Consider the following 23,104-nt stretch of genomic DNA (forward strand, 5'->3'; position numbering starts at 1 on the left):
AACAGTCGCCGGTCTGGACCGCCTCGGTCGCGGCTGCCCTTGGCCGCGCCGCGCCGGATCCCGCCCGCGCGCGCTGCTGCGGCGCGCGAACTGGCGGCTGCTGCCCGCCGCACCGGCACCCGGCGGGCTGGTTTTCCAGGCCCGGATCGGCCCGGTCGATGGCGACGCCCGCATCTTCGGCCCGCTGCTGGCGCGGCTGCGCGAAGGCCCGGCCAGCTTTGCCGGGCTGGAGACGATCCAGCCCTTTACCGGCCGCGCCCCGGCCTGCTCAACCAGTCCTTGCAGACGCTGCTGTGGTCGGGCGCGGCGCATCCGGTCGTGCCGGTCGGCGATCCGGCGCCCTCGGCGCGGCTGAACCGGCATCTGCTGGCCGGGCGGGCGCAGGGTCAGGCGGTTCCGGCGCTGGCCTGCCCGGCACTGGGGTCCGGGCTGGCCTTTGGCGCCGGGGATCTGGACGCACTGGCCACAGGCCGCGCCGGGCGCGACCTGCGTCATCTGACCGCGCTGAAGGGATGAACAGGCGCCCGATCACGGCATGATGATCGCCTTCAGCGGACAGATCCGTGGCAGAATAAAGCCTGCCGCCACGCAACAGGGAGACAGCCGATGACCAGACTGACCGCAAGGGATTTTCCGCAGGAACTGCTGGAGCTTTACGATTTCTATGCCCATGGCCGCATCACCAAGCGCGAATTCCTGGACCGCGCGGGCAAGTTCGCGGTGGGCGGGCTGACAGCGACGGCGCTGCTGGGGATGCTGCGCCCGGATTATGCGCTGGCCCAGCAGATCGCCTTTACCGACCCCGATATCGTCGCGGAATATGTCACCTACCCCTCGCCCAACGGACATGAGGAGGTGCGCGGCTATCTGGTGCGGCCCTCGGGCGCAAGCGGCCCGGTGCCGGGCGTGGTCGTGGTCCACGAAAACCGTGGCCTGAACCCTTATATCGAGGATGTCGCCCGCCGCGTCGCCAAGGCGGGTTTCGTGGCGCTGGCACCCGACGGGCTGACATCGCAGGGCGGCTATCCCGGCAATGACGACCGGGGCCGCGAATTGCAGCAGCAGGTCGATCCGGCGCGGCTGATGAACGATTTCTTTGCCGCCATCGAATGGCTTCTGGCCAGCGACCTGACCACCGACAAGATCGGCATCACCGGCTTTTGCTATGGTGGCGGGGTGTCGAACGCGGCCACCGTGGCCTATCCCGAACTTGCCGCGGCAGTGCCCTTTTATGGCCGGCAGGCCCCGGTCGAGGACGTGCCCAGCATCAGCGCCCCGCTGCTGCTGCAATTCGCCGAGCATGACGAGAACGTCAATGCAGGCTGGCCCGCCTATGAGGCGGCGCTAAAGGAACACGGCAAGACCTATGAGGCGCATGTCTATCCCGGCACCAATCACGGTTTCCACAACGATTCCACCCCGCGCTATGACAGGGAAGCGGCGGAACTGGCCTGGCAACGGACCATCGACTGGTTCAACCGCTGGCTGATCTGATCGTCGGTGACAGGGATGGCCTGAACGCGCAAGGCAAAGAGGCAGCCGCCCGGCGATCCGCCGCCACTATGGCAGACGGATCACCGCGCAATATCAAGGCGTTCAGGGTTGTTTTCAGCCCGCTACACAGCGACCTGCCACGGGCTTGCCCCGCCTATTTCTGCCCCCGCGCATGAAAGACAAAGCCGAGGAAGTTCAGCAGCACCTGCGCCGCCAGGATCGCGGTCGAGCCGGTCTGGTCGTAATCCGGCGCCACCTCGACCAGGTCGATGCCCACCACCTCGTGCCGGCGTGCCAGCGCCTGCAACATCTCCAGCACCTCGTAATAGAGGAACCCGCCATGCGAGGGCGTCCCCGTCCCCGGCGCGATCGAGGGGCAGAAGCCGTCGATGTCCAGCGTCACATAGACCCGGGCGCCCTCGGGGATGCGATCGATCACCCCCTGCGGACCCAGTGCCCGCATCTGCCGCACCGACAGGATGTCCGAACCCATGGCGCGCGCCGCGTCATAGCCGTCCTTTGCCGTCGAACTGACATTGCGGATGCCGACCTGCGTCAGCCCGGTCACATAGGGCTTTTCCGCCGCCCGGCGCAGCGGGCTGCCATGGCCGGTGCGGACGCCGTGGCGTTCGTCCACGAAATCCAGATGCGCATCGATCTGCAGGACGTGGATGTCGCCCCGGCCCTCGAACGCCTCGATGCAGGGGATGTTGACCGAATGGTCGCCCCCGATCACCACCGGAAAGGCCCCGGCATCCAGGATCGCCTGCACGCCCGCGCGGATATTGGCGTGGCTTTTCGCGGTGTCGGTGTGGACGATGTCGGCATCGCCGATATCGACGATGCGCACGTCGCCGCCCAGATAGGTGCAGTCGTCCTCGTGATCATAGGCCCCGGCATGGCCGAAGCTGAACAGGGTCGAGGCCTCGCGCACCGCGCGCGGCCCGAAGCGGGCACCGGCGCGGAACTGGGTGCCGAAGTCGAAGGGCGCGCCCAGCACGGCGACATCGGCCTCGATCCGCGACCAGTCCGCGACATAGGGCCGCTTGCCGAAGGTCGAGATCCCGACAAAGGGCAGGTTCAGCCGGCCGGTCTCATAGCCGTGCGAGGAAGAAGTGTCGGACATGGTTCAGGTTCCTTGGTAAGGATCAGCGAAAAGCAAGGTCGCGCAATCCCAGTGCGATCGAGGGAAAGACGCAAAGCAGCACGGCGACCACCAGCAGGATGGCAAGAAACGGCGGCACGCCGCGCACGACCTCGATGAAGGGTCGGCGAAAGACGGCGACGGCGGTGAACAGGTTGCAGCCAAAGGGCGGGGTCGCGGCGCCGATGGCGACCTGAAGCGTGACCAGCACGCCGACCAGCACCGGGTCCAGCCCCGCAGCAGCCGCCAGAGGCGCAAGAATGGGGACGAGGATCAGCATGACCACCAGCAGATCGACGAACATGCAGCCGATGAAGAATGCGATGTTGATGACCAGCAGGGTCTTGACCGCCCCCGCGCCTTCCAGCCCGACCGCCGCCAGCAGGGTCTGCGGCACCTGCGCGTAAGAGATGGTCCATGAAAACGCGCTGCCTGTGGCGATCAGGATGAACACCACCGAGGTCATCACCCCCGTCGACAGCGCCACGTCCCACAAATCGCGCAGCCCGATGGAACGGAAGACGACCAGTTCAAGGATCGCCGCGTAAAGCACGCAGACCGAGGCCGCCTCGGTCGGGCTGAAGATCCCGCCATAGATGCCGCCGACCACCAGCACCGGAAAGCCCAGTGGCCACAGCGCGCGGCGCATCGCGGTAAAGCGTTCGCCCCAGTTCGCGCGCGGCTCGACCGGGATGCCCTGCCGGCGGGCGACGATCCAGCACCAGATCGAGAACAGCAGGACGACCAGCAGGCCCGGCCCGATCCCGGCGATGAACAGTTCGGAAATCGAGGTGCCCGACAGCACGCCATAGACGATCATCCCGATCGAGGGCGGGATCAGATAGGCAAGGTCCGCCGCGTTCACGATCAGCCCGATGGTGAAATCGTCGCGATAGCCCGCGCGCAGCATCCGGGGCCGCATCGCGCCGCCGACCGCCACCACCGTCGCCTGGGTCGAGCCGCAGACCGCGCCGAACAGCGCGCAGGCCGAGGTGACCGAAATCGCAAGCCCGCCGCGCAGGTGCCCCATGAAGCGCATCACCAGATCGACCAGCCGGTCCGCCGAATGGCCGCGCGTGATGATGTCGGCCGCCAGAATGAACATCGGCACCGCGACCAGCGCCGAGGGCTTTACGCCGCCGATCATCTGCTGGACGATCTGCCCCATCCCCAAATTCGGGAAATAGATCACGAAGGCCAGCACCGTCGCCGCCAGCAGCGGCATCATCATCGGATAGCCCGCGATCAGCAGCAGGCACATCACGCTCATCATCATCAAGGTCATGGCGCGGGCCTTCCGTCGGCATGGGATGCGGAGTGCTGGGCCTCCAGCAGGGCGGCAAGCTCGGGGTCCTCGTAATCGTCGGTTTCGGAAAACGAGATCCAGACGCCTTCGCGGCGGGTCAGGTTGGCCCAGACGGCCAGCAGGTATTGCAGCCCGGTCAGCGCCAGCCCGACGACCACCGCGACATAGGTCCACCACAGCGGGATCTGCATCGCGGGCGTCAGGCGCCCGCGCGCCGCGACCTTGGCGACATATTCCCAGGCATGCCAGGCCAGCAGCAGCATGGCCAGGGCCGTGGTCAGCGAGATCGCGGCCATCAGCCAGCGCCGGGGCCGTTCGGGCAGCATGTCGTAAAGCGCCGACATGCGGATATGCCGGCCCTTGCGCTTGACATATCCCAGCCCCACGAAGGTCACGGTCACCATCAGGATCTCGTTCAGCTCTTCCGAGAAATAGATGCTTTGCGAAAAGACATAGCGGCCCAGCACGTTGGCGATGGTGTTCAGCGCCATGACAAGGATCGCGAGGCCGGTGATGGTGGCCTCGATCCCAGCGATTCCATCGTCCAGCCTGCGCAGGACGCCTGCGCCCGGATTGCGGGGATGCGCGTTCATCGGCTTCTCCGGTGAGGTGGGTTTGCCCGGCGCGGGGCGCCGGGAAAGGCGATTACTCGCCCAGTTCGGATTTCAGCGACTGCAGCAGTTCGGCACCCTTGGCGCCGACGATCCCGGCCACGGCCTCGTCGGTGGCCTTGGCGCGTTCGCGGAAGGCTGCGCGCTCGTCCTCGGACAGTTCGATCATCGTGATCCCCGGCTTGGCCGCCTTGATCTGGTCCAGCCGCTCGGCGTTGAATTTCTCGACCACCGGGGTAATGAAGCCGTTCATCTCGGCGAAGGTCTGATCCAGAAGCTGCTGGCGTTCGGGCGGCAGGGTCTGGAACCAGTCATCACTGGCCATCACCGCCGTCAGCAACTGCTGTTCGCCGGCCCAGATCATGTAATCGGTGACCTCGTAGAATTTCATTTCCTGGATGGCGGGGACCGGGTTCACCTGGCCATCGACCTGGCCCAGTTGCAATGCGCCATAGACCTCGCCGAAGGGGATCGGGGTCGGGCTGGCGCCCAGATCCTCGTAAGCCCTCAGCAGCATGGGCGAAACCATGACCCGCATCTTGAAATTCGCCATGTCCTCGGGCGTGCGGATTTCCTTGCGCGTGGTCCAGACCTGCTCGCCCTCGCTGTAAAGCGCGCCCAGCTTCAGGCCCTTGGCCACGAATGTCTCGGCCAGCGCGCCGTGGACCGTCGGGCTTTCGGCCAGAAAACGGTTCACCTCGGCCACGTCAGAGGGCAGCAGATAGGTCGAAAGAAACACACGGCTTTCGGGCACGATGGTCCCCAGGTTCCCGATCGAAAGGTTCGAAAGCTGGATCACCCCGTCCGCGGTCTGCTCGGCCACCTCGGTCGGCGTCCCCAGCGAGCCCAGCGGATAGATCGTGACGGTAACCTCGCCCCCGGTGGCGGTTTCGATGCGCTTTTTGAAGTCCTGCGCATAGCTGTCCATGATCGAGCCGGGGATTTCCTCGATCGCGAATTTCCATTCCTCGGCCAGCGCGGCGCCACCCATCAGGGCGGCAAGGGCCGTGGCAAGCGCCAGTTTCGCGGCAAATCTGGTCATGTTCGACTTCCCTGTTTTGATGCCGCGATCTCGATCGCCACGGCTGAAGAGAACTATGAGGCGCTGAAATTTTCGTTAAACTGAAATTATGCGATCTTTACTTTCGGTTCAGCGAAGCAAGCCATGCGGATCAGCGACTATACCCTGCGCAACCTGCGCACCTTCTGCGCCATGGTCGAACATGGCGGCCCCAGCGGCGCGCAGGCCGTGCTGGGGGCCAGCCTTTCGGCGATCTCGACCCATCTGAAGGATCTTGAACTCAGCCTCGGCTTCACGCTCTGCCAGCGCGGCCGGGGCGGCTTTGCCCTGACCGACAAGGGCGAGGCCGTCTATCGCGAGGCCAAGCGGATGCTGGGCGGGATCGAGCAATGCGAGGCCAATCTGGGCACGCTGCGCAAGGTCCGGACCGGCCATCTGCGCATCGGCATCGTGGACAGCGAGGCCGACAATCCCGACCTGCCCATCCATCGCGCCATCCGCCGCTTTTTCGGGCGCGAACACGAGGTGCGGCTGACCCCGGAAATCGGCACGACGCAGGCGCTGAGCAAGGCTTTGCAGACCGGCGAGGTCCATGTCGCCATCGGCCCCTTTCCGAACCGTCAGCCGAATGTCGAATACACCCCGGTCTATACCGAGGAACACGCGCTTTACTGCGGTCGCCTGCATCCGCTTTATGCCCGCGCCGAAGGCGCCGTGACGCTGGAGGAGCTTTCCCTTTGTCCGATCACCGCGCGCCCCTATCTTCAGCGCGCCGAACTCGCGGCCCTGCACGATCCGAATGTCGCGGCCTCGGTGTCGAACATGGAGGCGCAGGCGATCCTGATCCGAAGCGGCCGCTTCCTGGGTTTTCTGCCGCTGCATTTCGCCAATAGCTGGGTCCGGCGCGGTGAAATGCGTCAGATTACGGGGTTGGGGCTGGAATGGCTGTCCCAATTCCATATCGCCCTGCGCATCCAGCCGGAACCGCTGGAGATCGCAAGGCTCTTCGCCACCGATCTGGCAGAGGAACTCGCGCGCGCCTGATTGCTGGTGATCCGCCCTGTCCGGTGGGCGCCGTGCTGGGGAAGATCACTGCCAGCGGCAAATACTGGGTCCAATTGCGCTGCTGTTCGGCGAGGGGCGGCAATATCTGCTGGTGTAGAGTGAATATCAGGATGACCTGCGGCTTTTTGCCGTGACGGAATTCAAGGAATCAGACCGGAGCCGGATATTCATACCCGCCCCGAGGATTTCGATTTGCAGGATTGGCTGGCGGACAGCTTCGGCATCTGGCGCGAGGTACCTTTCGACGTCGAATGGCGGTTTCTGCCGGAAGTGGCGGATGAGGCCGCGACATATCAATTCCATCCCCGGCAGAAGGTGGAGAGACTGAAAGACGGGTCGCTGATGGTGCGTTTCCGGGCTGGTGGACGGCGGGAGATGGACTGGTATCTGTATCGGTGGGGGGATAAGGTGGAGGTGAGGAACCCGTAGCCGTATTTACCCTTATTAGGCTCAGGACCCATTGATTTCCGACTGGCGGCGTGATTCACGGTTCGAAAAGCGAGCGGTGACCATGTCTGATCTTTTTTGGTTGACGGACGCGCAGATGGCGCGTCTTGAGCCTTTCTTCCCCAAGTCCCACGGCAAGCCTCGCGTCGATGATCGACGCGTGTTAAGCGGGATTATCTTCATCAATCGCAATGGCTTACGGTGGCGCGATGCCCCGGCAGCCTATGGCCCGCACAAGACACTATACAACCGTTGGAAGCGGTGGAGCGACAAGGGCATCTTTGCCCAAATGATGGCGGGTCTGGCGGCCGGGCACGGCGAAGAGAAGACCGTGATGATCGACGCCACTTACCTGAAGGCCCACCGCACCGCGACCAGCATGGGCGTGAAAAAGGGGGCGTGGGCGCCTGATTGGTCGCACCAAGGGCGGCATGAACACCAAGTTGCACGCCATCTGCGACAGCCAGGGGCGCCCCCTCAACCTGTTCGTCACTGCCGGACAGGTCAGCGATTACATCGGCGCGCGGGCATTGCTGAGCAGCCTGCCGGATGTCGATTGGCTGCTCGGGGATCGCGGCTATGACGCCGACTGGTTCAGAGAAGCGTTGAAAGACAAAGGGATACGCGCCTGCATCCCAGGCCGGAAGCAGCGGAAGAAAACCGTCAAGTACGACAAGCGCCGGTACAAACGGCGCAACCGGATCGAGATCATGTTCGGCAGGCTCAAGGATTGGAGGCGTGTGGCGACCCGGTACGACCGTTGCCCCAAGGTATTCTTGTCAGCAATCGCACTTGCTGCCCTCGTCATCTACTGGCTTTGAAACTCAATGAGTCCAGACCCTAGACGGTACTGGCCGATGGACGCGGCATCAAGCCTTCAGCATCTCCGACTGCAACCTATGGCAGAGCGCAGAGGTCGGGTCTCTCAGGTGTTTAGCATCCAGCATGGCAGGGCCGGTCTCGGGATCACGAGCGATGCATGCCGATGATCGGGCGGCGATTAAATCGTCGGCGCAGGCGTCGGTATTGGCCCGCCGGTTCGCCTCCCCTGCGTGGTCGGCCAGTTCGCCCAGCTCTTTGTTTTTCCTGACCGGAACGCCCCTCCCCACCCCAGTTCCACCTTCCGCCTGTATTCCGGTCCCCGCCTTGTGGTCCGACTTGATAGTGGCGCGGGTTTACGCCTGTGTCGTCGGGCAAGGAGGCGGGATGGATGGTCAAACGACTGAAACTGAATGAGAAAACCCTGCGCGAGGCGGAGCCAAAGCCCGGCGTCAGCTATCAGATCTTCGACACGGAAGTGATTGGCTTTGCCGCGCGGGTTCAGGCCTCTGGTGCGCGGACCTTCACCATCGACTACCGGCATGCCGGGCGGCAGCGGCGGATGACCATCGGGCGGTGGCCAGAGTGGAGCGTCACTGCCGCGCGGGAACGCGCCAAGGAACTGCGCCGCGCCATCGACGAAGGGCAGGACCCTCTGTCGGCGCGGGATGAATGGCGCGGGGCCCCGCGTGTCACAGACATGATCGACCGGTACATCGCAGAGCATCTGCCGAAACTTGCCAAGACCAACGCGGGCGACCAGATTTCGATGCTGAAGAAGATGGTCGAACCGGCCTGGGGCAACCGGCTGGTGACGGAGATCACCAAGTCCGACGTCGCGAAGTTCCTCGATTTCGTGGCCGAGGGGCGCCCCCGCCCCTGCAAGGCAAAGCCCAACAACAGGGCCCGCAAGTTGCAGGGTCACAAGCCCACCCCGATCCGCGCCAACCGGATGGGCGAGGTGCTGCGCAAGATGTTCACGCTGGCGGTGGAATGGGAATGGCGGACGGACAACCCCGCGCAGGGATTCCATCGGCGCATTGAGCATGCCCGCGAGCGGTTCCTGTCGCCCGAGGAACTCACCCGGCTGGCGGTCGTGCTTGATGCAGCCGAGGATCAGCGTGCCGCGGCGATCATCCGCATCTGCATGTTGACCGGTGCCCGAGTGGGCGAGGTGCGCACGGCACGGTTCGAGCAGTTCAACCTCGACTATGCCATCTGGTCGAAACCAGCCTCGACCACCAAGCAGCGCAAGATCCACCGCGTGCCGATCTCGCAGGATGTGGCGGCCATCGTGCGGCTGCGCCAGCAGGCGGTGCCGAGCGGCAATCCGTGGCTGTTCCCCGGCGACACGGTCGGCCAGCCCGTACGGGAAATCCGGCGCTTCTGGGCCAAGGTGCAGAAGGACGCCGGGCTGACCGACGTCCGCATCCACGATTTGCGACACACCTTCGCCTCGCTTCTGGTCAGCGGCGGCGCGTCGCTGGAAATGATCGGCAAGCTCTTGGGCCACAGCCAGATGCAGACCACCCAGCGCTATGCGCACCTGATGGATTCCCCCCTGCGGGCGGGCGTCGACACGGTGGCCAGCCTCCTGCGCCCACGGCCGCGCCTTGTGCATGACGCGGCGCAGGACGGGGCTGAGCTGCCGAAATCGGCCTGACTCTCACACGGTTTCTTCGCCGCGCAGCTTGCGCCAGAGCGAGGTCAGCCGCTTGCGGATGGTGCTTTCATCCGGCACCTCGCCCGACTTCGAATTCTGGACGAACCAGTCTTGAACCAGTGCAATCAGCGCGGTCTGGGTGTCGGGCACGCCTCTTTCGAACAGGAATACGGTCAGCCACGCGTACATGGAATCCCAATCGTACCGCGGGCTGGCACCGACGGTGGAGGCCGGGCGCCGCAGCAGATCGCGTTCCTCCTCGAACTGCTGCAGGGATCCCGCCGACAAGAGAAGGTCGGACGACCGGATCAGCACGCCGTCGGGAGGGTCCGTCACTTTGAGCCAGGTCTTGGATCCGGGCGGCATCACGCGCCGCAGCCTCGCCTGTTCGTCGCTCGGGCCGATCCGTCTGAACATCGGCATCAGTTCGGCAATCGGAACCTCGACCAGACCGGCGACGGTCTCATCGCCGCAACTCACTGGCGGAATGCCTGCCAAAACCTGAAGGTGTCCCGCCGCGGCCCAGCCTGCGACGTCGGCCGGGGGACAGCCCCAGCGCACGGCAATTTCGTAGATGGAATAGAAGGCGACGGGCGGCAAAGGCATGAACGAACTCCTCTCAGACATACGGCATCCTTCGGCCAGGGCCATCGGAGTGCGGGTTACAAAAACCCGCCGTGCGAAGCACGCGGGTGGACTGGCTGCAGCCCACGTCGTCGAGGAAAACTGCCTGTAATTGGGCACTCCACCCCAAGTGGGGCGGGACCTGGCTTCGGTTGCCTTGTCGATTCTTATGTTCTGCTCAACCACGAATCTACGCATCCGGAAGGCGAGCGATCAACCAGAATCCTACGCTGGCGCGACGGAACAAAAAAAGAACTTGTGGATATCGTCCAGAACCCCTGGAACCCGACCGGAACGGTCCATTCCGGCAATTCCGGTCGCTGCGAAACCGGCGAAACCGCCTCAGCGCCGCCCAATCAGCCCCAAGCTGACGAAGCGATGGCGACGAAGTGCAGATTGTCGCCAAGAACCGGCGCTTGGAATGCGCTGCGAGGGCTGCGGCAACGCCTGTCGCGTCGCGCGCTATCCGCTGAGAGTCCAATAAAACAAGGGGTGGAGTTGGGAGGTAGCGGCCAGTTCCACCTTCCGCCTGTCTTCCGGTCCTCGCGCTCTGCTTCGCTGAAACCGCCCCCGGCAGAGGGGCGCGAGGCGAACGGAGCAGCCCATGAAGGACATGCAAAACGACCCGGTGGAGGAGGTCCCTGACCTCCTAGCCGACTGGATCAGCCGCGAGCAGCTGGCCCGCGCACTGGATTTGACCACAGACACTTTGTCGCGGTGGGAGGCCCGCCGTCAGGGTCCGCCCTGCACACGCATAGGTCGTAAGACCTTCTATCGCCGCGCATCCATTCAGGAGTGGATCAGGGCGCAGGAACAGGCCCACCCGGTGCGCAAGACGCGGGGGCGGTCATGACGATCCACCCCCGCAATTCCGCCTAGCCCGCCGACCGCGTGGCCGAGGCCCGCGCCGTCATCGCCGATGTCGCGCATCACAGCGATCTTCTCATCCGGCTCGCCTGCAATGTGCTCGTCCAGCATGGCGAGACGTCGGCTGAGCGAACGGAGGCGCAACGCCTGCTTGTGGTCGTTGACGCGCGGCGACCGGTGCGGCGCGCCCAACGCGAAGATCAGGGGAGGGCCGCGCGATGATGCGCCGTGGCACGCCCGAGGCCGATCTTCAGCGCGCCGTCGTGCAGGCGCTGCGCATCGCCCTGCCCCGCACGGCCATCATCCATCACTGCGCCAACGAGGTGACCGAGGCCGGGCCCCGCGGGTCCAAGCGCCAAGCGATCCTCGTCGGCATGGGCGTCCATGCCGGGTTCGCCGATCTGATGGTGATCTGCGACGGCCGTGTCCTGTTCCTCGAACTGAAGGCGCCGAAAGGGCGCCTGCGGCCGGAACAGGAGGCATTCCGTGATGCCGTTCTGGCGCAAGGGTTCGGCTGGGCGCTGGTGCGCAGTCTCGACGATGCGCTGGGCGCGCTGGCCGATCACGGGTTCACCACGCGCATCGCCCCTGCCCCGCGGAGGCCCGCGCCATGAGTCATGAGGCCACCAACTGGGCCATCAAGCAGCGCAGGCTGAAGCCGACGACCAAGATCGTGCTCTGGCATCTGTGCGACCGGTTCAACCCGGATTACGGCTGCTTTCCTTCGCAGGACCGGCTGGCGCATGACTGCGAGATCAGCCGGTCCACACTGAACGATCACCTTGGCCAGCTCGAGGCGGTGGGCCTGTTGCGGCGCGTGCCGAGGCTCGATCCCGTGACCAAGCGTCAGCTGCCGACCCGCTACATCCCGGGGTTCGAGCCGGGCTTCACACCTGTGGCTGTAGCTCCGTGTCCGGAAATCGGACACGGGGATGGCACGAGGCCCGTGTCCGATTTTCCGGCCGACCCGTGTCCGGAAAATGCCGAAAGCCGTGTCCGGATTTCGGACACTAACTCTGTAAGGGAATCTCTAAGTAAACCAGTAAAGGAGGAGGAGGGCGCGCAGGCGCGCGGGGCGATCTCCGATGAGGTTTTCGGGAAGCTGCTGGCAGCGCTGGGCCTCGACCCCGTCGCCCTACCCAGCTGGTGGCAAGGCTGGCCGCCTCGGCTGCACGTCCAGCGCTGGCGGGACGAGCTGGGGCTGACCGAGGCGGAGATCATCGCCGCAGCCGAGGCCTCCCGCGAGGAGCATCCCGAACCGCCCGATGGGCCGAAGGCGCTGGACCGCGCCATGCAACGGGCGGCAGGGCGCAAGGTCGAGGATGCCGGGCGGAAACGGCGCAAGCCCAAGACGCCCTCCGCCCCGGCCGCCAAGCCGATCACAGACCTGCCCGCCTTCTATGCCGATCTGATCAACTCCGACCGATACCTGCCGGTCAGCGCGATCAGCAACACGATGCGCGATGCCATGCTGGCACGTGGGTTGGTGACGGCCGAACGCATGCGCGAGCGAGGTGTTCGATGACACTGCAACGACCGATCGGCCGTGCGGGCAGTCGAGCCATTCAACGTGCGTTGGGCGTGCAGGCGGCGCTGGAATGGGCGTTCCGGATCGAACAGGCGCAGCTGGAACTGCCGCTGCCCGCGGACATCACCGAGGAAGGCTTCGGCTTCGGCCTGGAATACGTCCTGCTCCAGCGCGCCGTGCTGGGCTGCAAGATCGATGGTGGCCAGCACAAGATCGGCGGCTACACCCACGAGGACGCTGAGGTCATCGCCGCCACTGTCGCCGGGATCCCCGACAGCCTCGGCGGCAAGCGCATGGCGATCCGCGTCGCCGAACTGGCCCGCGCCGGGCTGACGCCCGACTGGATGCCCGGCGCCGTGCCGCGCTGCGTGCCCAGCATCGTGAAGCAGAACCAGCATGGCACGCATGCGGGCGCCATCGTCGTAGGCACGGAGCGCATCCGGGTTCGTGGTTCGGGCGCCCGTGCCACATGGAAGACCATCGACATCCTGGCCTGTCCGGTCACCTTCTCCCCCCACCCGCAGCAGATCAGGGCCGCCCGGCGTGGCTATGGCGACTGGTGGCAGGCGCTGAGCTGGGTTCGGGACGGGCTGATTGCGGGCGGGATGTTGCGGGAGGTTGAGGTGACAGGGGCGATGCCGAAGCCGCGGCCGTGGGAGGGGAGCCGGTGACATGTCAGACGGACCGTCATATCGCAGCTCCGGACTGTCCGACCCACGCTCGGACATCATGCCCATTCAGACCCTACCGGGCCGCTTCTCCGGTGTTTGGGCGCCCCAATATCCGCCTCTCCGACTTCAAGCTCTCGACCATCACCATGAAGCCATCCCGAAACGACGTCCCGGACGGCTGCAACACCAGCCTCGGTTCGCAAGGCGCATTCCCAGATTGTCGCAACCCTCCAACCGGCCAGCAACAAAGCCGATCGAACTGCCCCGTCCCGCATTGCATTCGCGATGAACTTCGATGCCCAGAACTCCGGGCGTGTTGCCGGAGTGCTTGCGTAACGGCAGCCCGGGTGTCGGTGCCAGAAGCACCCGTGCACGAAAATGACGGCCTTGTATTTCGGCAGCACAAGATCCGGATTGCCGGGTATGCCTTTCGCATGGAGGCGGTAGCGGAAGCCCAGCGCGTGCAGGGACCGCCGGAGCACCAGTTCCGGCTTCGTATCCTTTGCGCGGATGCCAGCCATCATCCGGGAACGGGTCTGGCTGTCGACGATGTCGGTCATTTGCCTCCTGGCCTCGGCCGATGGACCTGGTATACAGCCAGTGATCCGAATTCGAGAGGTCTCTGATTTGCCAGCCACTTTCGGCATTGTCGATCTGTTTGCAGGTCCAGGCGGCCTTGGAGAGGGATTCGCCTCGCTTGATGTTGGCGGGCAGCACCCATTCCACATCGGAATTTCGGTAGAGAAAGAGGCATCGGCACATCGGACGCTGCGGCTGCGCGCCTTTCTGCGTGACCATGTTTCGCGACACGACGCCCTTCCGGAAGCCTTCGTGAAGTTCCATGCCGGTGTGACGGACGAACCGGACTGGTCAGAGGTAGACGCCGCAGCATGGACAGAGGCGACCACAGAAGCTCGCTGTCTTGAGCTTGGCAGTGATGCAGCCGCAACAGCCATCGATGAGGCTATCGGTCGGCTGCGACAGAGCTTCGACGACACGATCCTGATCGGCGGTCCACCCTGTCAGGCCTATTCGCTGGTCGGGCGGGCCCGTTCGCGCGGCAAGACGGACTACGTCCCAGAGGAAGACCACCGGCATTACCTTTTCCGCGAATACATCCGGGTGCTGAAAGAACTTCGCCCGGCCGCTTTCGTCATGGAAAACGTCAAGGGCATGCTGTCCTCGACCGTCGAAAGCCGACTGGTCTTCGAGATGCTGATGGAAGACCTGGCTTCCCTGGGCACGGGTCACGGCCATCACTACGAGCTTCGGGCGATCCGCCTTGCAGACGGTATGGCCACCCTGCAAGAGGCGGCACAGCCATCCGACTTCATCGTGCGTGCCGAACAATTCGGTGTTCCGCAGCGCCGCCATCGCGTCATCATCGTCGGCATCAGGTCGGATTTGGCAACCCGAGCATCCGGCGCAAGCATCGCGGTGTCGTGCACTACCCGCACGGTCGATGAGACCATCGGCAACATGCCGCCTCTGCGCAGCGGCATCAGCCGCGCGTCAGACACCGCCGAGGCATGGAAAAAGGAGGTCGCAGGGTTCGCCAAACTGCTCGCGAAGATCTTCAAGGGCGAGCCGGATGGCGCCCTGCGGCCCGAGTTTCTTGATGTCGTGGAACTCCTGAAGCTCGGCGCCGAAACCCGACGCTCCTCCGCCATGCTTCACGCAGGCTATGGAACATCGAATGACGATCTGATGCGCTGGCTGGAGCGTCCCGGCTTGCGCGCGCTGACCCAGCACGAAACCGGGGGTCACATGGCCTCGGACCTCGGCCGCTACCTGTTTGCCGCAGTCTTCGGCAAGGTGCGTGGTTACAGCCCGAAGGCGGCCGACTTCCCGCTAGCCCTAAGCCCGGATCACCGTAACTGGCACAGCGGTGTCTTCAACGACCGCTTTCGCGTCCAGCTTGCACACGAGCCTTCGACGACGGTTACCAGCCACATCTCGAAGGACGGGCACTATTTCATCCACCCGGACCCGCTGCAATGCCGCAGCCTGACGGTGCGCGAGGCGGCGCGGCTGCAGACCTTCCCGGACGACTATCTCTTCCTCGGCAACCGGACACAGCAGTATGTCCAGGTCGGAAATGCGGTCCCACCATTCCTGGCAAGACAGATTGCAGCGCTAGTCCATGCATCCCTGACAAAACCGGACACCCTCAACCTCTGAGGCACTTCGCGCACCTTGTAACGACGATCCGTTCGCGCAAGAGTAGATCGTGATCGTACTGCCAAGGGTTCGCATGCAGGAAATTGTTGTTTCAAGACGGGCAGATGCCACTCCTCACGCCGCGGCATTGATCGAGGGTCTGAGGGATATCGGCTATTCTCTCGAAACGGCCATTTCAGACATCATCGACAATTCCATCACCGCGGGCGCCCATCGGATCGAGATCGTCACAGAAACCTATTCGGACGAACCCTACATCGCGATCATCGACGATGGCCTGGGCATGACCGAAGACGAACTTGTCGCAGCAATGCGACCCGGCAGCAGGAACCCGCTGGCCACGCGTGATGAACCGGACCTCGGTCGGTTCGGCCTCGGCCTCAAGAGCGCCAGCTTCTCCCAGTGCCGTCGGCTCACGGTCGTGTCCCGGCGTTACGGGCAAACCAGCGCAGCAATCTGGGATCTTGATGATGTTGCCGAACGGAACGAATGGGCGGTTCAATTGCCCGATCAATTCGATCTCATCCCGGGCATCGAGAAGCTGGGGCAGCATGGCACGCTTGTGCTCTGGCAGAAACTTGACCGCCTGACTGGCGGTTATTCCCACAATGCAGCCAAGCGCGCCGAGGTCATCAACCAGAGGATCGCGGAAACAGAGCGCCACCTGCGCCTCGTGTTTCATCGGTTCATGGAGGATGCCAAGCCGCTGCGCATTCTCCTAAACGGGCGACTGCTTCGCCCACTTGATCCGTTTGCCCGAAAGAACCCCGCGACCATTTCAGACCCGGAAGAAAAGCTGACCCTGATCAGGGGAGATGTAGAGATCCAGAGCTTCACGCTTCCCCATCATAAGCAGATGGGAAAGACGGAATGGGAGGATATAGGCGGGCCGGAGGGTCACCTGAAATCGCAGGGCTTCTACCTCTATCGCGGCAAGCGCCTGATCCTGCACGGCACATGGTTTGGTCTGTGCCGCCAATCGGAACTGACCAAGCTGTCCCGGGTCAGGATCGACATTCCCAACAGCATGGACGCCGACTGGAAGATCGACGTCAAGAAATCCTCAGCACAACTGCCGCCAGTCGTGCGCGATCGCCTGAGAAAGGTCATCGAGCGCATCCTCGCCGGTTCAAAGCGCACCTACAGCAAGCGGGGACAGAAGCTCGTCGATCATGAACGGCTGCCCATGTGGCATCGGATTCAGGCAGATGGGCAGATACGCTACCGCCCGAACATCGAACACCCGGCGTTTGCCGATTTCGCCGAAAGCCTGCCCCCGGACCTTCGGCGCGGCTTCTTCAACTGCATTGCTCTGGTCGGGGCGTCATTGCCCATCGAAACGTTGCACGCAGACATGGCAGGCACGGCCGAACAGATCGTTACGGATCGGGTGGACGAAGACGCGCTTGCCCAAGCCGTGCAGGCAACCCTCTCCGTCCTTCTGGGCGCGCGCAAGGACATCAAAGAAATCAAGGCACTGATGAAGGACGTCGATCCGTTCAGATCGGCCTGGGAAGATACGGAACGCATCATCGCGGCGACGATCGAGACGAAGGAAGACAAGTGAAGCAGATCCTGAGCAGCCTCGAGGGCATGACGTCCATGTACATGGCGTCGCAGCCCGGCCCCCACACAGCCCAGTCGATCCGGGAGATCATCGCCCAACTGCGTGTCATGCCGATGTTCGCGGGCCAGGTCGAAGATGGTGACGCAGAGGAACTCGCACGCCTGATCGAGGAGAAATACGGGATCAGCATGGGCTTCGGCGCCATCGTCGATGCCGAGGACTTCCGCCCTCGGCTGCATGACGCCCGGATCAACGGCGAGATCGGGGATTTCTACTGGGGCAGGTATCGCAAGCTCCTGAACCTGAAGGGACTGCCGAAGTCAGTGATCGACGCGACGGACGAGGTTACGGATCGGGTGCTGGATCGTCTGGGCGATCCGCGCAACCTGAGCCCATGGAGCCGCCGCGGCATGGTCGTGGGCCATGTGCAAAGCGGCAAGACCGCCAACTACACCGGGCTCATCTGCAAGGCGGCGGATGCGGGCTATCGCCTGATCGTCGTGATCGCGGGCATCCACAACAACCTGCGGAACCAGACGCAGGCGCGGATCGACGAGGGCTTCATCGGCCGGGATACCGGGCGACTAGCCCATGCCAACAGGGCGCAACGCCAGAAGATCATCGGTGTCGGTCGGTTTGGTGACAGCCAGTTCCCCGTCTCCCTGACCAACACGATCAAGGACTTCAACAAGGACACGGCTACCTCGAACACCAGCCAGATCGGGCAATACAACGTGCCCGTCGTGCTGGTGATCAAGAAGAACTCCAGCACGCTGAAGAACCTGCTGGAATGGCTGGAGGAACACTCTGCAACCGGGGCTACCAAGATGGTCAGCCAGCCCATGCTGCTGATCGATGACGAGGCCGACAATGCCTCGATCAACACGGCCTACGCACGCGACGAGGTTACCCGGATCAATGGGCAGCTCCGGCAGCTGCTGTCGATGTTCCACCGCAGCTGCTATGTCGGATACACGGCGACGCCGTTTGCCAACATCTTCATCGACCCGGACACCGATGATGATGCCCTTAAGCAGGACCTGTTCCCGCGGCACTTCATCATCGGCCTCGACGCGCCGTCGAACTACTTCGGTGCGCAGAAGGTGTTTCTCGATGCCCGTGAACGGCATGTCCGTTTGATCGACGACAACGAGGACATCCTTCCAATGAAGCACAAGATCGACCATCCGGTCGACGTGCTGCCGGAAAGCCTCATCCGTGCCGTGCGCGCATTTGTCGTCGCGCGGGCGATCCGGAACGCCCGGGGCCAGCAGGGGACCCATGCCTCGATGCTGATCAACGCCTCGCGCTTTACGGATGTTCAGGGGCGGTTGCGGTCCCGGGTAGCCGATGTGGTCGACAGGATACGGGCCGCCGTCGCAGTCGATGGGGCCAAGGGCCATGCTGCGCTTCGCAGCCTGGAGATTGCCGCCCTGCATGCGGTCTGGGAGTCCGAGTTCACCGAGGCCGAGGGCGCGGACTGGCCCGCCGTCCAGGCCCGTTTGCACGAGGTTCTGGTTGCCGCGCGTGTTGTCGAGGTCAACGCGTCAAAGCGGTCGCAGCCGCTCGACTATGACCAAGGTGGGGAACATGGCGTGACGGTGATTGCCGTCGGGGGCTTCTCCCTCTCGCGCGGCCTGACGCTGGAAGGACTGACAATCAGCTACTTCCTGCGGAACTCCATGATGTATGACACCCTGATGCAAATGGGCCGGTGGTTCGGTTACCGGCCGGGCTACGAGGATCTGTGCCGGATCTGGATCCCTGCCGATGGCGTTGGCTGGTATGCCCATATCCACGAGGCGATGGACGACCTGCAGACCCAGCTGAAGCGCATGGAACTTGCCAAGGCGACGCCCGAGCAGTTCGGCCTCGCCGTCCGCAGTCACCCGGAATCGCTGATCGTGACGGCGAGGAACAAGATGGGAACGGGGAAGGAATTCCCCATGAAGGTCAGCCTTGAAGAGAAACTGGTCGAAACGACACGCATCGTTGCCGAGGAGGGCCTGATGCGGCGCAACTTTGCGGCAGGCGAGGCACTGCTGCAGGACTTGGTTTCAGATGGCCTTGCGTTCGAGAAGCGAAGCCGGGGTCACCTGGTGAAGGGCGTGGCCGTCGGGCGGATCGACGCTTTCCTGCGGACCTTCCGTACGGATCCGGCGAATGTGCCAGCCGATCTTCTGACGGACCCCTGGCTGATCCGCGACTACATCGCCGCCCGGGCCGACAGCGAATTGCGGCTGTGGGACGTATTTATTGCCAGTTCGACCGGAAAGGAGTTCGATCCGGTCGCCTTCGGGCATCTGGATCTCGTGCCATACGGGCGGTCGGTCGACCCTCGCGACTTCGCAAAGGGCGTTCTGACGATCAGCGGCACAAGCCGCCGAGTCGGTTCGGCCGAGGATGAACGCGAAGGGCTGACGGACGAACAGATCGCGGCGGCCGAGGACGCCTTCAGGCGCGACCGTCCCGAAGCAAAACCGAAGTCCTCCATAAACCCCAGTTACTACAGGTCGGTAGAGGGACGACGACCGCTGTTGATCTTGCGGCTCGTGCGGCCGAAGGTCGAAGATGCCGATGGCAAGACCGTCTACGGGAAGGACATCCTTGCCTGGGGTCTTTCCTTCCCGTCCAGCAAGATCGCAGGCGGCACGGTGGAATACATCGTCAACACCATCCGCATGCGCGAGATGTTCGGCGATGAAGAGATCGAGGAGGAGGCGCGCGGTGATACCGACTGACACGCCATGGTCCGGCCTCGAGGCCGGAAAGGTGGACACGCGCCGGGTTTCGGCATCGGCACGGTGGAACTGGTTCTGGGCAGTGATGCCGCGGGCGGATGTGGCCCTTGTCCTGCAATTGTCCAACCTGCCGAAACCCGCCCCAGACCTGCCAAAGCTGCGTAACCTCGAAATCCGGTTCCAGACGCTGCCGCGTGGTCCGATCCTCTACATCCGGCTCAAGGACAGCGCCCAGCTTGAATTGTTCGAGACCCTGTGCCGCGATGTGATCGCGGCAGGCGAGCTTGCAGAGGCCGAGCCCGAAGCCTTGGAGCGCGCCATCGGCCGCACCTTCCGCTGGCACTATCTGCTACGCGGCGGAAAGCTCGAGGTCTTGTCGGAGGAAGCCCAGAAGGGCCTGATCGGCGAGATCGAAGTGTTGAAGCTGCTGATTGCCACGCTCGGCGCCAAACCGGCGTTGACCGCATGGACGGGCCCTTCCGGCGCACCAAAGGATTTCGAACTGAAGGCCGACTGCATCGAGGTCAAGGCGCGGCGCGGGGCTTCGCAGCCCTTCGTGAAGATCGCGAACGAATTCCAGCTGGCCGACGTGCCGGACCGTCGCCTCTGGCTGGCCGTGCTGGCCGTCGACAAGGTGCAGCCGCCGCACGGCCTGACGCTGACCGAATATGTCTCGGAAGTCACCGAGCTTCTTGAACGGACCGAACCTTCGGCCATCATGGACTGGGATCTGCACCTGGCTGACGCCGGATTTGACATCCTGCACGACTATTCGGCCTGGCGCTGGATCGTGTCGTCCCCCGACTTTCATGCCGTGACCAAGGATTTTCCGCGGATTGCTGCGCCCGTGCCGCTTGGACTGTCCGCGGTTTCCTACGCCCTCGCCCTTTCTGCCTGCACGCCATTCCGGACGGAGTGGGGCGCAGTGCAGGAAAAGCTGAACGAAGCAGACCAGACATGAGCGAACTCGACGAGTATCATCAGAACCTGATTGCCGATATCCGCCGCGAAGCGGATGCCAGCGGCGTTTTCCCTGTGGAAGCCTTCTTTGACCGGATGACCGAGCGCCTGACCGAGGCCGGTGAACTGGAAGTCGCAGACCGCGCCTATTACCAGAGCGGTGAAGGCGGCCAGAGACTGCGGATTGACGGATATGCAGGTGACCCGCGCGACGGCGAAGGTGTTCTGGGGCTGATCGTCTGCGACTTTGCCGACAGCGACGCTGTCCAGACCTTTGGCAAGGGGGATGTGCCCCCGATCCTGAACCCACTGATCCGCTTTCTGAAGAAAGCAAAGACCGAGGAATTCCGCGACTCGCTGAACGAGGCCAACCCCGCTTTTCAGGTCTCGGACCTCATCATCACTACGTGGTCGCAGGTCACGAAGGTCAAGTTGATCCTTATTTCCAACCGGCAGTACATCGGCCGCGACGATACGGTGAAACTGGCGGAAATCGGCGAGGTGCCGATTACGTGGTCGGTCTGGGATCTGGCACGCTTCGAGCGGTTCGACCGCTCGGGACAGGCCCGTGAGGACATGGTCATCGACTTTGCCAAGGATTTCCGGGGCACCCCTTCCGGCACTCCAAGCGTCGCAATCGGGCGCGGCTCTTGAAAGCTACCTCCTTATCGTGCCGGGGGAGCAGTTGGCCGCGATCTATGACAAGTGGGGCGCACGCCTTCTCGAGGCCAACGTCCGGTCTTTCCTTCAGGCAAGGGCCAAGACCAACAAGGGCATCCAGAAGACCATCAAGGACGAACCTGAACTCTTCTTCCCCTACAACAACGGGCTGTCGGCCACCGCCGATGCCGTTTCGTGCGTGCGGACAGATGACGGGTTGGGTGTAGCCTCGATCAGCAACCTGCAGATCGTCAACGGCGCCCAGACAACCGGGTCGATCCACGCCGGGCTGAAGTCGGCAAAGGAACAGCTCCCGCAAGTGTTCGTGCAGATGAAACTGACCGTCGTTCCTCCCGACAGGTCCGAGGACATCGTGCCGAAGATTTCGGAATACGCGAACACCCAGAACAAAGTGAACGCTGCCGATTTCTTCTCGAACCATCCCTTCCACATCCGGATGGAACAGTTCTCGCGCAGCGTCCTCTTCCCGGCGCGTGCTGGCGAGCGTCACGATACCAAGTGGTTCTACGAGCGTTCGCGCGGGCAGTTCATCAATGCCCGCGCCAAGCTGACACCAGCCCAGCTGAAGAAGTTCGATCTGGAGTTCCCGAAAACACAGCTCTTCAGCAAGACCGATCTCGCCAAGTTCGAGTTTTCGGCAGTCGGCCAGCCGCACATCGTTTCGCGAGGGGCCCAGAAGAACTTCGCGGAATTCGCCAAGGACATCGGCGAAGCATGGTCCAAGAGCGACGCCCGGTATGACGAGCTCTGGTACAAGCGTCTGATCTCGAAGGCGATCGTGTTTCGATGGCTCGAGGCCGAGGTTCCGAAGCAGCCTTGGTACGAAGGTGGCTATCGCGCCAACATCGTTACCTACGCCATGGCCAAGGTGTTCCACGATGCAAATGGAGAGAAGCAGGTCCTCGACCTTGACGCAATCTGGCGGCGGCAGTCTGTTCCAGATGCCCTCCAGCGCGCGCTGCTTCTGGCGGCCGCAGAGGCACACGACGTCATCACTCACCCTCCCGCAGGTGTCCGCAACATGTCGGAATGGGCGAAGCAGCAGGCCTGCTGGAACGGGATGAAGGGCCGAACGTTGAACTACGACGATGACTTCGACACCTGCCTGACTCTCTGGAGACTTCGCGCGGCAAGGAAAAAGACGAAAAGAAGAGGACGAAAGAAGACGAAGGGATTTTGGCACAGACAACAGTTGTCAATCTGGGCGCAGCCTTCTGGAAGGATGTGCTCACTTGGGGACAAGCGCGGAAGAAGTTGGACCCAAAGGAACAACAGATTATTGGCGTGTGCGCATCGATGCCGCGCCTTACACCTTCACCCGATCAATCACGGCTCGCGCTGACCGTATTGGGACGCATAAAAGATCAGGGTTTCGGAGAAGGATAGCGCTCTGCAGGCGGGCCCCCTCCTCTGGTTCCTCCTCGGCGCTGAACGTATGCGGGGGGGCGCAGCGCGGCGGTTCGCTAGCGTGAGGCGTTTTCACCGGGGAAGCCAGGCGGAAGCCACCTTGTGCGCTGACGCCGGAATTCGTGAGTCAGATCAGCGACTTGCGGAATCACGATCTGGCCGGGGTGGATTCCCAGCGGGAAGCCAGGGAAGCCACCTTCGGGGAAGCCAGGTGGCCGGAAGCCACCGCCGAAAGCCAATTCGTTAGAAGCCGTTGAATCCGCTTCACTTTTTGGGCTGACAGATGTGCCCCCATTGACCTACCCCT

24 protein-coding genes are annotated in these 23,104 nt (G+C 63.5%); 17 read left to right on the forward strand and 7 right to left on the reverse strand.

Features of this window, described 5'->3' with window-relative positions; all coding sequences use genetic code 11:
* Positions 1 to 279: 279 nt before the first annotated feature.
* On the forward strand, positions 280 to 516 hold the full coding sequence (locus tag PE067_RS20025; RefSeq protein ID WP_276191511.1) for a hypothetical protein: 237 nt from the start codon (positions 280 to 282) through the stop codon (positions 514 to 516).
* Positions 517 to 606: 90 nt separating this feature from the next.
* Complete coding sequence (gene yghX / locus PE067_RS20030; RefSeq protein ID WP_276191512.1) at positions 607 to 1,494, forward strand: YghX family hydrolase; 888 nt, start codon at positions 607 to 609, stop codon at positions 1,492 to 1,494.
* 154 nt (positions 1,495 to 1,648) lie between these two features.
* On the opposite strand, the gene speB is transcribed toward yghX, so the two are convergent.
* From speB to dctP, 4 genes are read right to left on the reverse strand one after another with little or no spacing between them, the layout of a single operon-like run.
* Positions 1,649 to 2,620: an agmatinase gene (gene speB, locus PE067_RS20035; RefSeq protein WP_276191513.1), complete on the reverse strand. Its 972-nt coding sequence runs from the start codon at positions 2,618 to 2,620 to the stop codon at positions 1,649 to 1,651.
* A 22-nt stretch (positions 2,621 to 2,642) separates the two neighbouring features.
* Positions 2,643 to 3,923, reverse strand: coding sequence for a TRAP transporter large permease (locus PE067_RS20040; protein ID WP_276191514.1), 1,281 nt, complete (start codon positions 3,921 to 3,923; stop codon positions 2,643 to 2,645).
* A complete protein-coding gene (locus PE067_RS20045; protein ID WP_276191515.1) occupies positions 3,920 to 4,537 on the reverse strand; it encodes a TRAP transporter small permease in 618 nt (205 codons plus the stop codon). Before PE067_RS20045 ends, PE067_RS20040 begins: the two co-directional genes overlap by 4 nt.
* 52 nt (positions 4,538 to 4,589) lie before the next feature.
* Entirely contained in the window at positions 4,590 to 5,597 is a 1,008-nt protein-coding gene (gene dctP, locus PE067_RS20050; RefSeq protein ID WP_276191516.1) for a TRAP transporter substrate-binding protein DctP, read from the reverse strand.
* Positions 5,598 to 5,720: 123 nt separating this feature from the next.
* On the opposite strand from dctP, the gene PE067_RS20055 reads away from it, so the two are divergent.
* From PE067_RS20055 to PE067_RS20070, 4 genes are all read left to right on the forward strand, one after another.
* On the forward strand, positions 5,721 to 6,620 hold the full coding sequence (locus PE067_RS20055; RefSeq protein ID WP_276191517.1) for a LysR family transcriptional regulator: 900 nt from the start codon (positions 5,721 to 5,723) through the stop codon (positions 6,618 to 6,620).
* 159 nt (positions 6,621 to 6,779) lie between these two features.
* Entirely contained in the window at positions 6,780 to 7,070 is a 291-nt protein-coding gene (locus tag PE067_RS20060) for a WYL domain-containing protein (RefSeq protein WP_276191609.1), read from the forward strand.
* A gap of 82 nt (positions 7,071 to 7,152) precedes the next feature.
* A protein-coding gene (locus PE067_RS20065; RefSeq protein WP_276188865.1) for an IS5 family transposase occupies positions 7,153 to 7,909 on the forward strand; the annotation gives its coding sequence in 2 pieces (ribosomal slippage) (positions 7,153 to 7,484 and positions 7,483 to 7,909; 759 coding nt in all).
* A gap of 389 nt (positions 7,910 to 8,298) precedes the next feature.
* Positions 8,299 to 9,570 carry a site-specific integrase gene (locus tag PE067_RS20070; protein ID WP_276191518.1) on the forward strand — a complete coding sequence of 424 codons (1,272 nt, stop codon included), beginning with the start codon at positions 8,299 to 8,301 and terminating at the stop codon, positions 9,568 to 9,570.
* Positions 9,571 to 9,573: 3 nt separating this feature from the next.
* On the opposite strand, the gene PE067_RS20075 is transcribed toward PE067_RS20070, so the two are convergent.
* Positions 9,574 to 10,176, reverse strand: coding sequence for a hypothetical protein (locus tag PE067_RS20075; RefSeq protein ID WP_149140677.1), 603 nt, complete (start codon positions 10,174 to 10,176; stop codon positions 9,574 to 9,576).
* 631 nt (positions 10,177 to 10,807) lie between these two features.
* On the opposite strand from PE067_RS20075, the gene PE067_RS20080 reads away from it, so the two are divergent.
* On the forward strand, positions 10,808 to 11,047 hold the full coding sequence (locus PE067_RS20080) for a helix-turn-helix domain-containing protein (protein WP_346429745.1): 240 nt from the start codon (positions 10,808 to 10,810) through the stop codon (positions 11,045 to 11,047).
* Here the strand turns inward: PE067_RS20080 and PE067_RS20085 are convergent.
* Positions 10,984 to 11,172, reverse strand: a complete 189-nt coding sequence (locus PE067_RS20085) for a hypothetical protein (RefSeq protein WP_276191613.1) — start codon at positions 11,170 to 11,172, stop codon at positions 10,984 to 10,986. The two genes, PE067_RS20080 and PE067_RS20085, sit on opposite strands and share 64 nt — an antisense overlap.
* Between PE067_RS20085 and PE067_RS20090 the strand changes: the two genes are divergently transcribed.
* From PE067_RS20090 to PE067_RS20105, 4 genes are read left to right on the forward strand one after another with little or no spacing between them, the layout of a single operon-like run.
* Positions 11,086 to 11,283, forward strand: a complete 198-nt coding sequence (locus PE067_RS20090; RefSeq protein ID WP_276191520.1) for a hypothetical protein — start codon at positions 11,086 to 11,088, stop codon at positions 11,281 to 11,283. The genes PE067_RS20085 and PE067_RS20090 overlap by 87 nt on opposite strands.
* A complete protein-coding gene (locus PE067_RS20095; RefSeq protein ID WP_276191521.1) occupies positions 11,280 to 11,675 on the forward strand; it encodes a VRR-NUC domain-containing protein in 396 nt (131 codons plus the stop codon). The genes PE067_RS20090 and PE067_RS20095 overlap by 4 nt, the downstream gene beginning before the upstream one ends.
* Entirely contained in the window at positions 11,672 to 12,586 is a 915-nt protein-coding gene (locus PE067_RS20100; protein WP_276191522.1) for a helix-turn-helix domain-containing protein, read from the forward strand. The genes PE067_RS20095 and PE067_RS20100 overlap by 4 nt, the downstream gene beginning before the upstream one ends.
* Positions 12,583 to 13,260: a hypothetical protein gene (locus tag PE067_RS20105; RefSeq protein WP_276191523.1), complete on the forward strand. Its 678-nt coding sequence runs from the start codon at positions 12,583 to 12,585 to the stop codon at positions 13,258 to 13,260. Before PE067_RS20100 ends, PE067_RS20105 begins: the two co-directional genes overlap by 4 nt.
* A 56-nt stretch (positions 13,261 to 13,316) precedes the next feature.
* Here PE067_RS20105 and vsr read toward each other — a convergent pair whose 3' ends face one another.
* Positions 13,317 to 13,820 (reverse strand): DNA mismatch endonuclease Vsr, encoded by a 504-nt coding sequence (gene vsr / locus PE067_RS20110; protein WP_276191524.1) that lies wholly within the window; start codon positions 13,818 to 13,820, stop codon positions 13,317 to 13,319.
* Positions 13,821 to 13,887: 67 nt separating this feature from the next.
* Here vsr and PE067_RS20115 point away from each other — a divergent pair, with 67 nt between their 5' ends.
* The 6 genes from PE067_RS20115 (at position 13,888) to PE067_RS20140 (ending at position 22,732) form a co-directional block, all read left to right on the forward strand.
* Positions 13,888 to 15,441 (forward strand): DNA cytosine methyltransferase, encoded by a 1,554-nt coding sequence (locus PE067_RS20115; protein ID WP_276191525.1) that lies wholly within the window; start codon positions 13,888 to 13,890, stop codon positions 15,439 to 15,441.
* A gap of 73 nt (positions 15,442 to 15,514) precedes the next feature.
* A complete protein-coding gene (locus PE067_RS20120) occupies positions 15,515 to 17,008 on the forward strand; it encodes an ATP-binding protein (RefSeq protein ID WP_276191526.1) in 1,494 nt (497 codons plus the stop codon).
* On the forward strand, positions 17,005 to 19,749 hold the full coding sequence (locus PE067_RS20125; protein ID WP_276191528.1) for a Z1 domain-containing protein: 2,745 nt from the start codon (positions 17,005 to 17,007) through the stop codon (positions 19,747 to 19,749). The genes PE067_RS20120 and PE067_RS20125 overlap by 4 nt, the downstream gene beginning before the upstream one ends.
* Positions 19,709 to 20,710 carry a PD-(D/E)XK motif protein gene (locus PE067_RS20130; RefSeq protein WP_276191529.1) on the forward strand — a complete coding sequence of 334 codons (1,002 nt, stop codon included), beginning with the start codon at positions 19,709 to 19,711 and terminating at the stop codon, positions 20,708 to 20,710. Before PE067_RS20125 ends, PE067_RS20130 begins: the two co-directional genes overlap by 41 nt.
* The gene (locus tag PE067_RS20135) at positions 20,707 to 21,363 is read left to right on the forward strand and encodes a hypothetical protein (RefSeq protein WP_276191530.1); all 657 of its coding nucleotides are present in this window, start codon (positions 20,707 to 20,709) and stop codon (positions 21,361 to 21,363) included. The genes PE067_RS20130 and PE067_RS20135 overlap by 4 nt, the downstream gene beginning before the upstream one ends.
* Positions 21,364 to 21,394: 31 nt before the next feature.
* Positions 21,395 to 22,732 (forward strand): AIPR family protein, encoded by a 1,338-nt coding sequence (locus PE067_RS20140; RefSeq protein WP_276191531.1) that lies wholly within the window; start codon positions 21,395 to 21,397, stop codon positions 22,730 to 22,732.
* The last annotated feature ends 372 nt before the right edge of the window (positions 22,733 to 23,104 follow it).

Source organism: Paracoccus sp. DMF-8 (assembly GCF_029309835.1).
Taxonomy (GTDB): Bacteria; Pseudomonadota; Alphaproteobacteria; order Rhodobacterales; family Rhodobacteraceae; genus Paracoccus.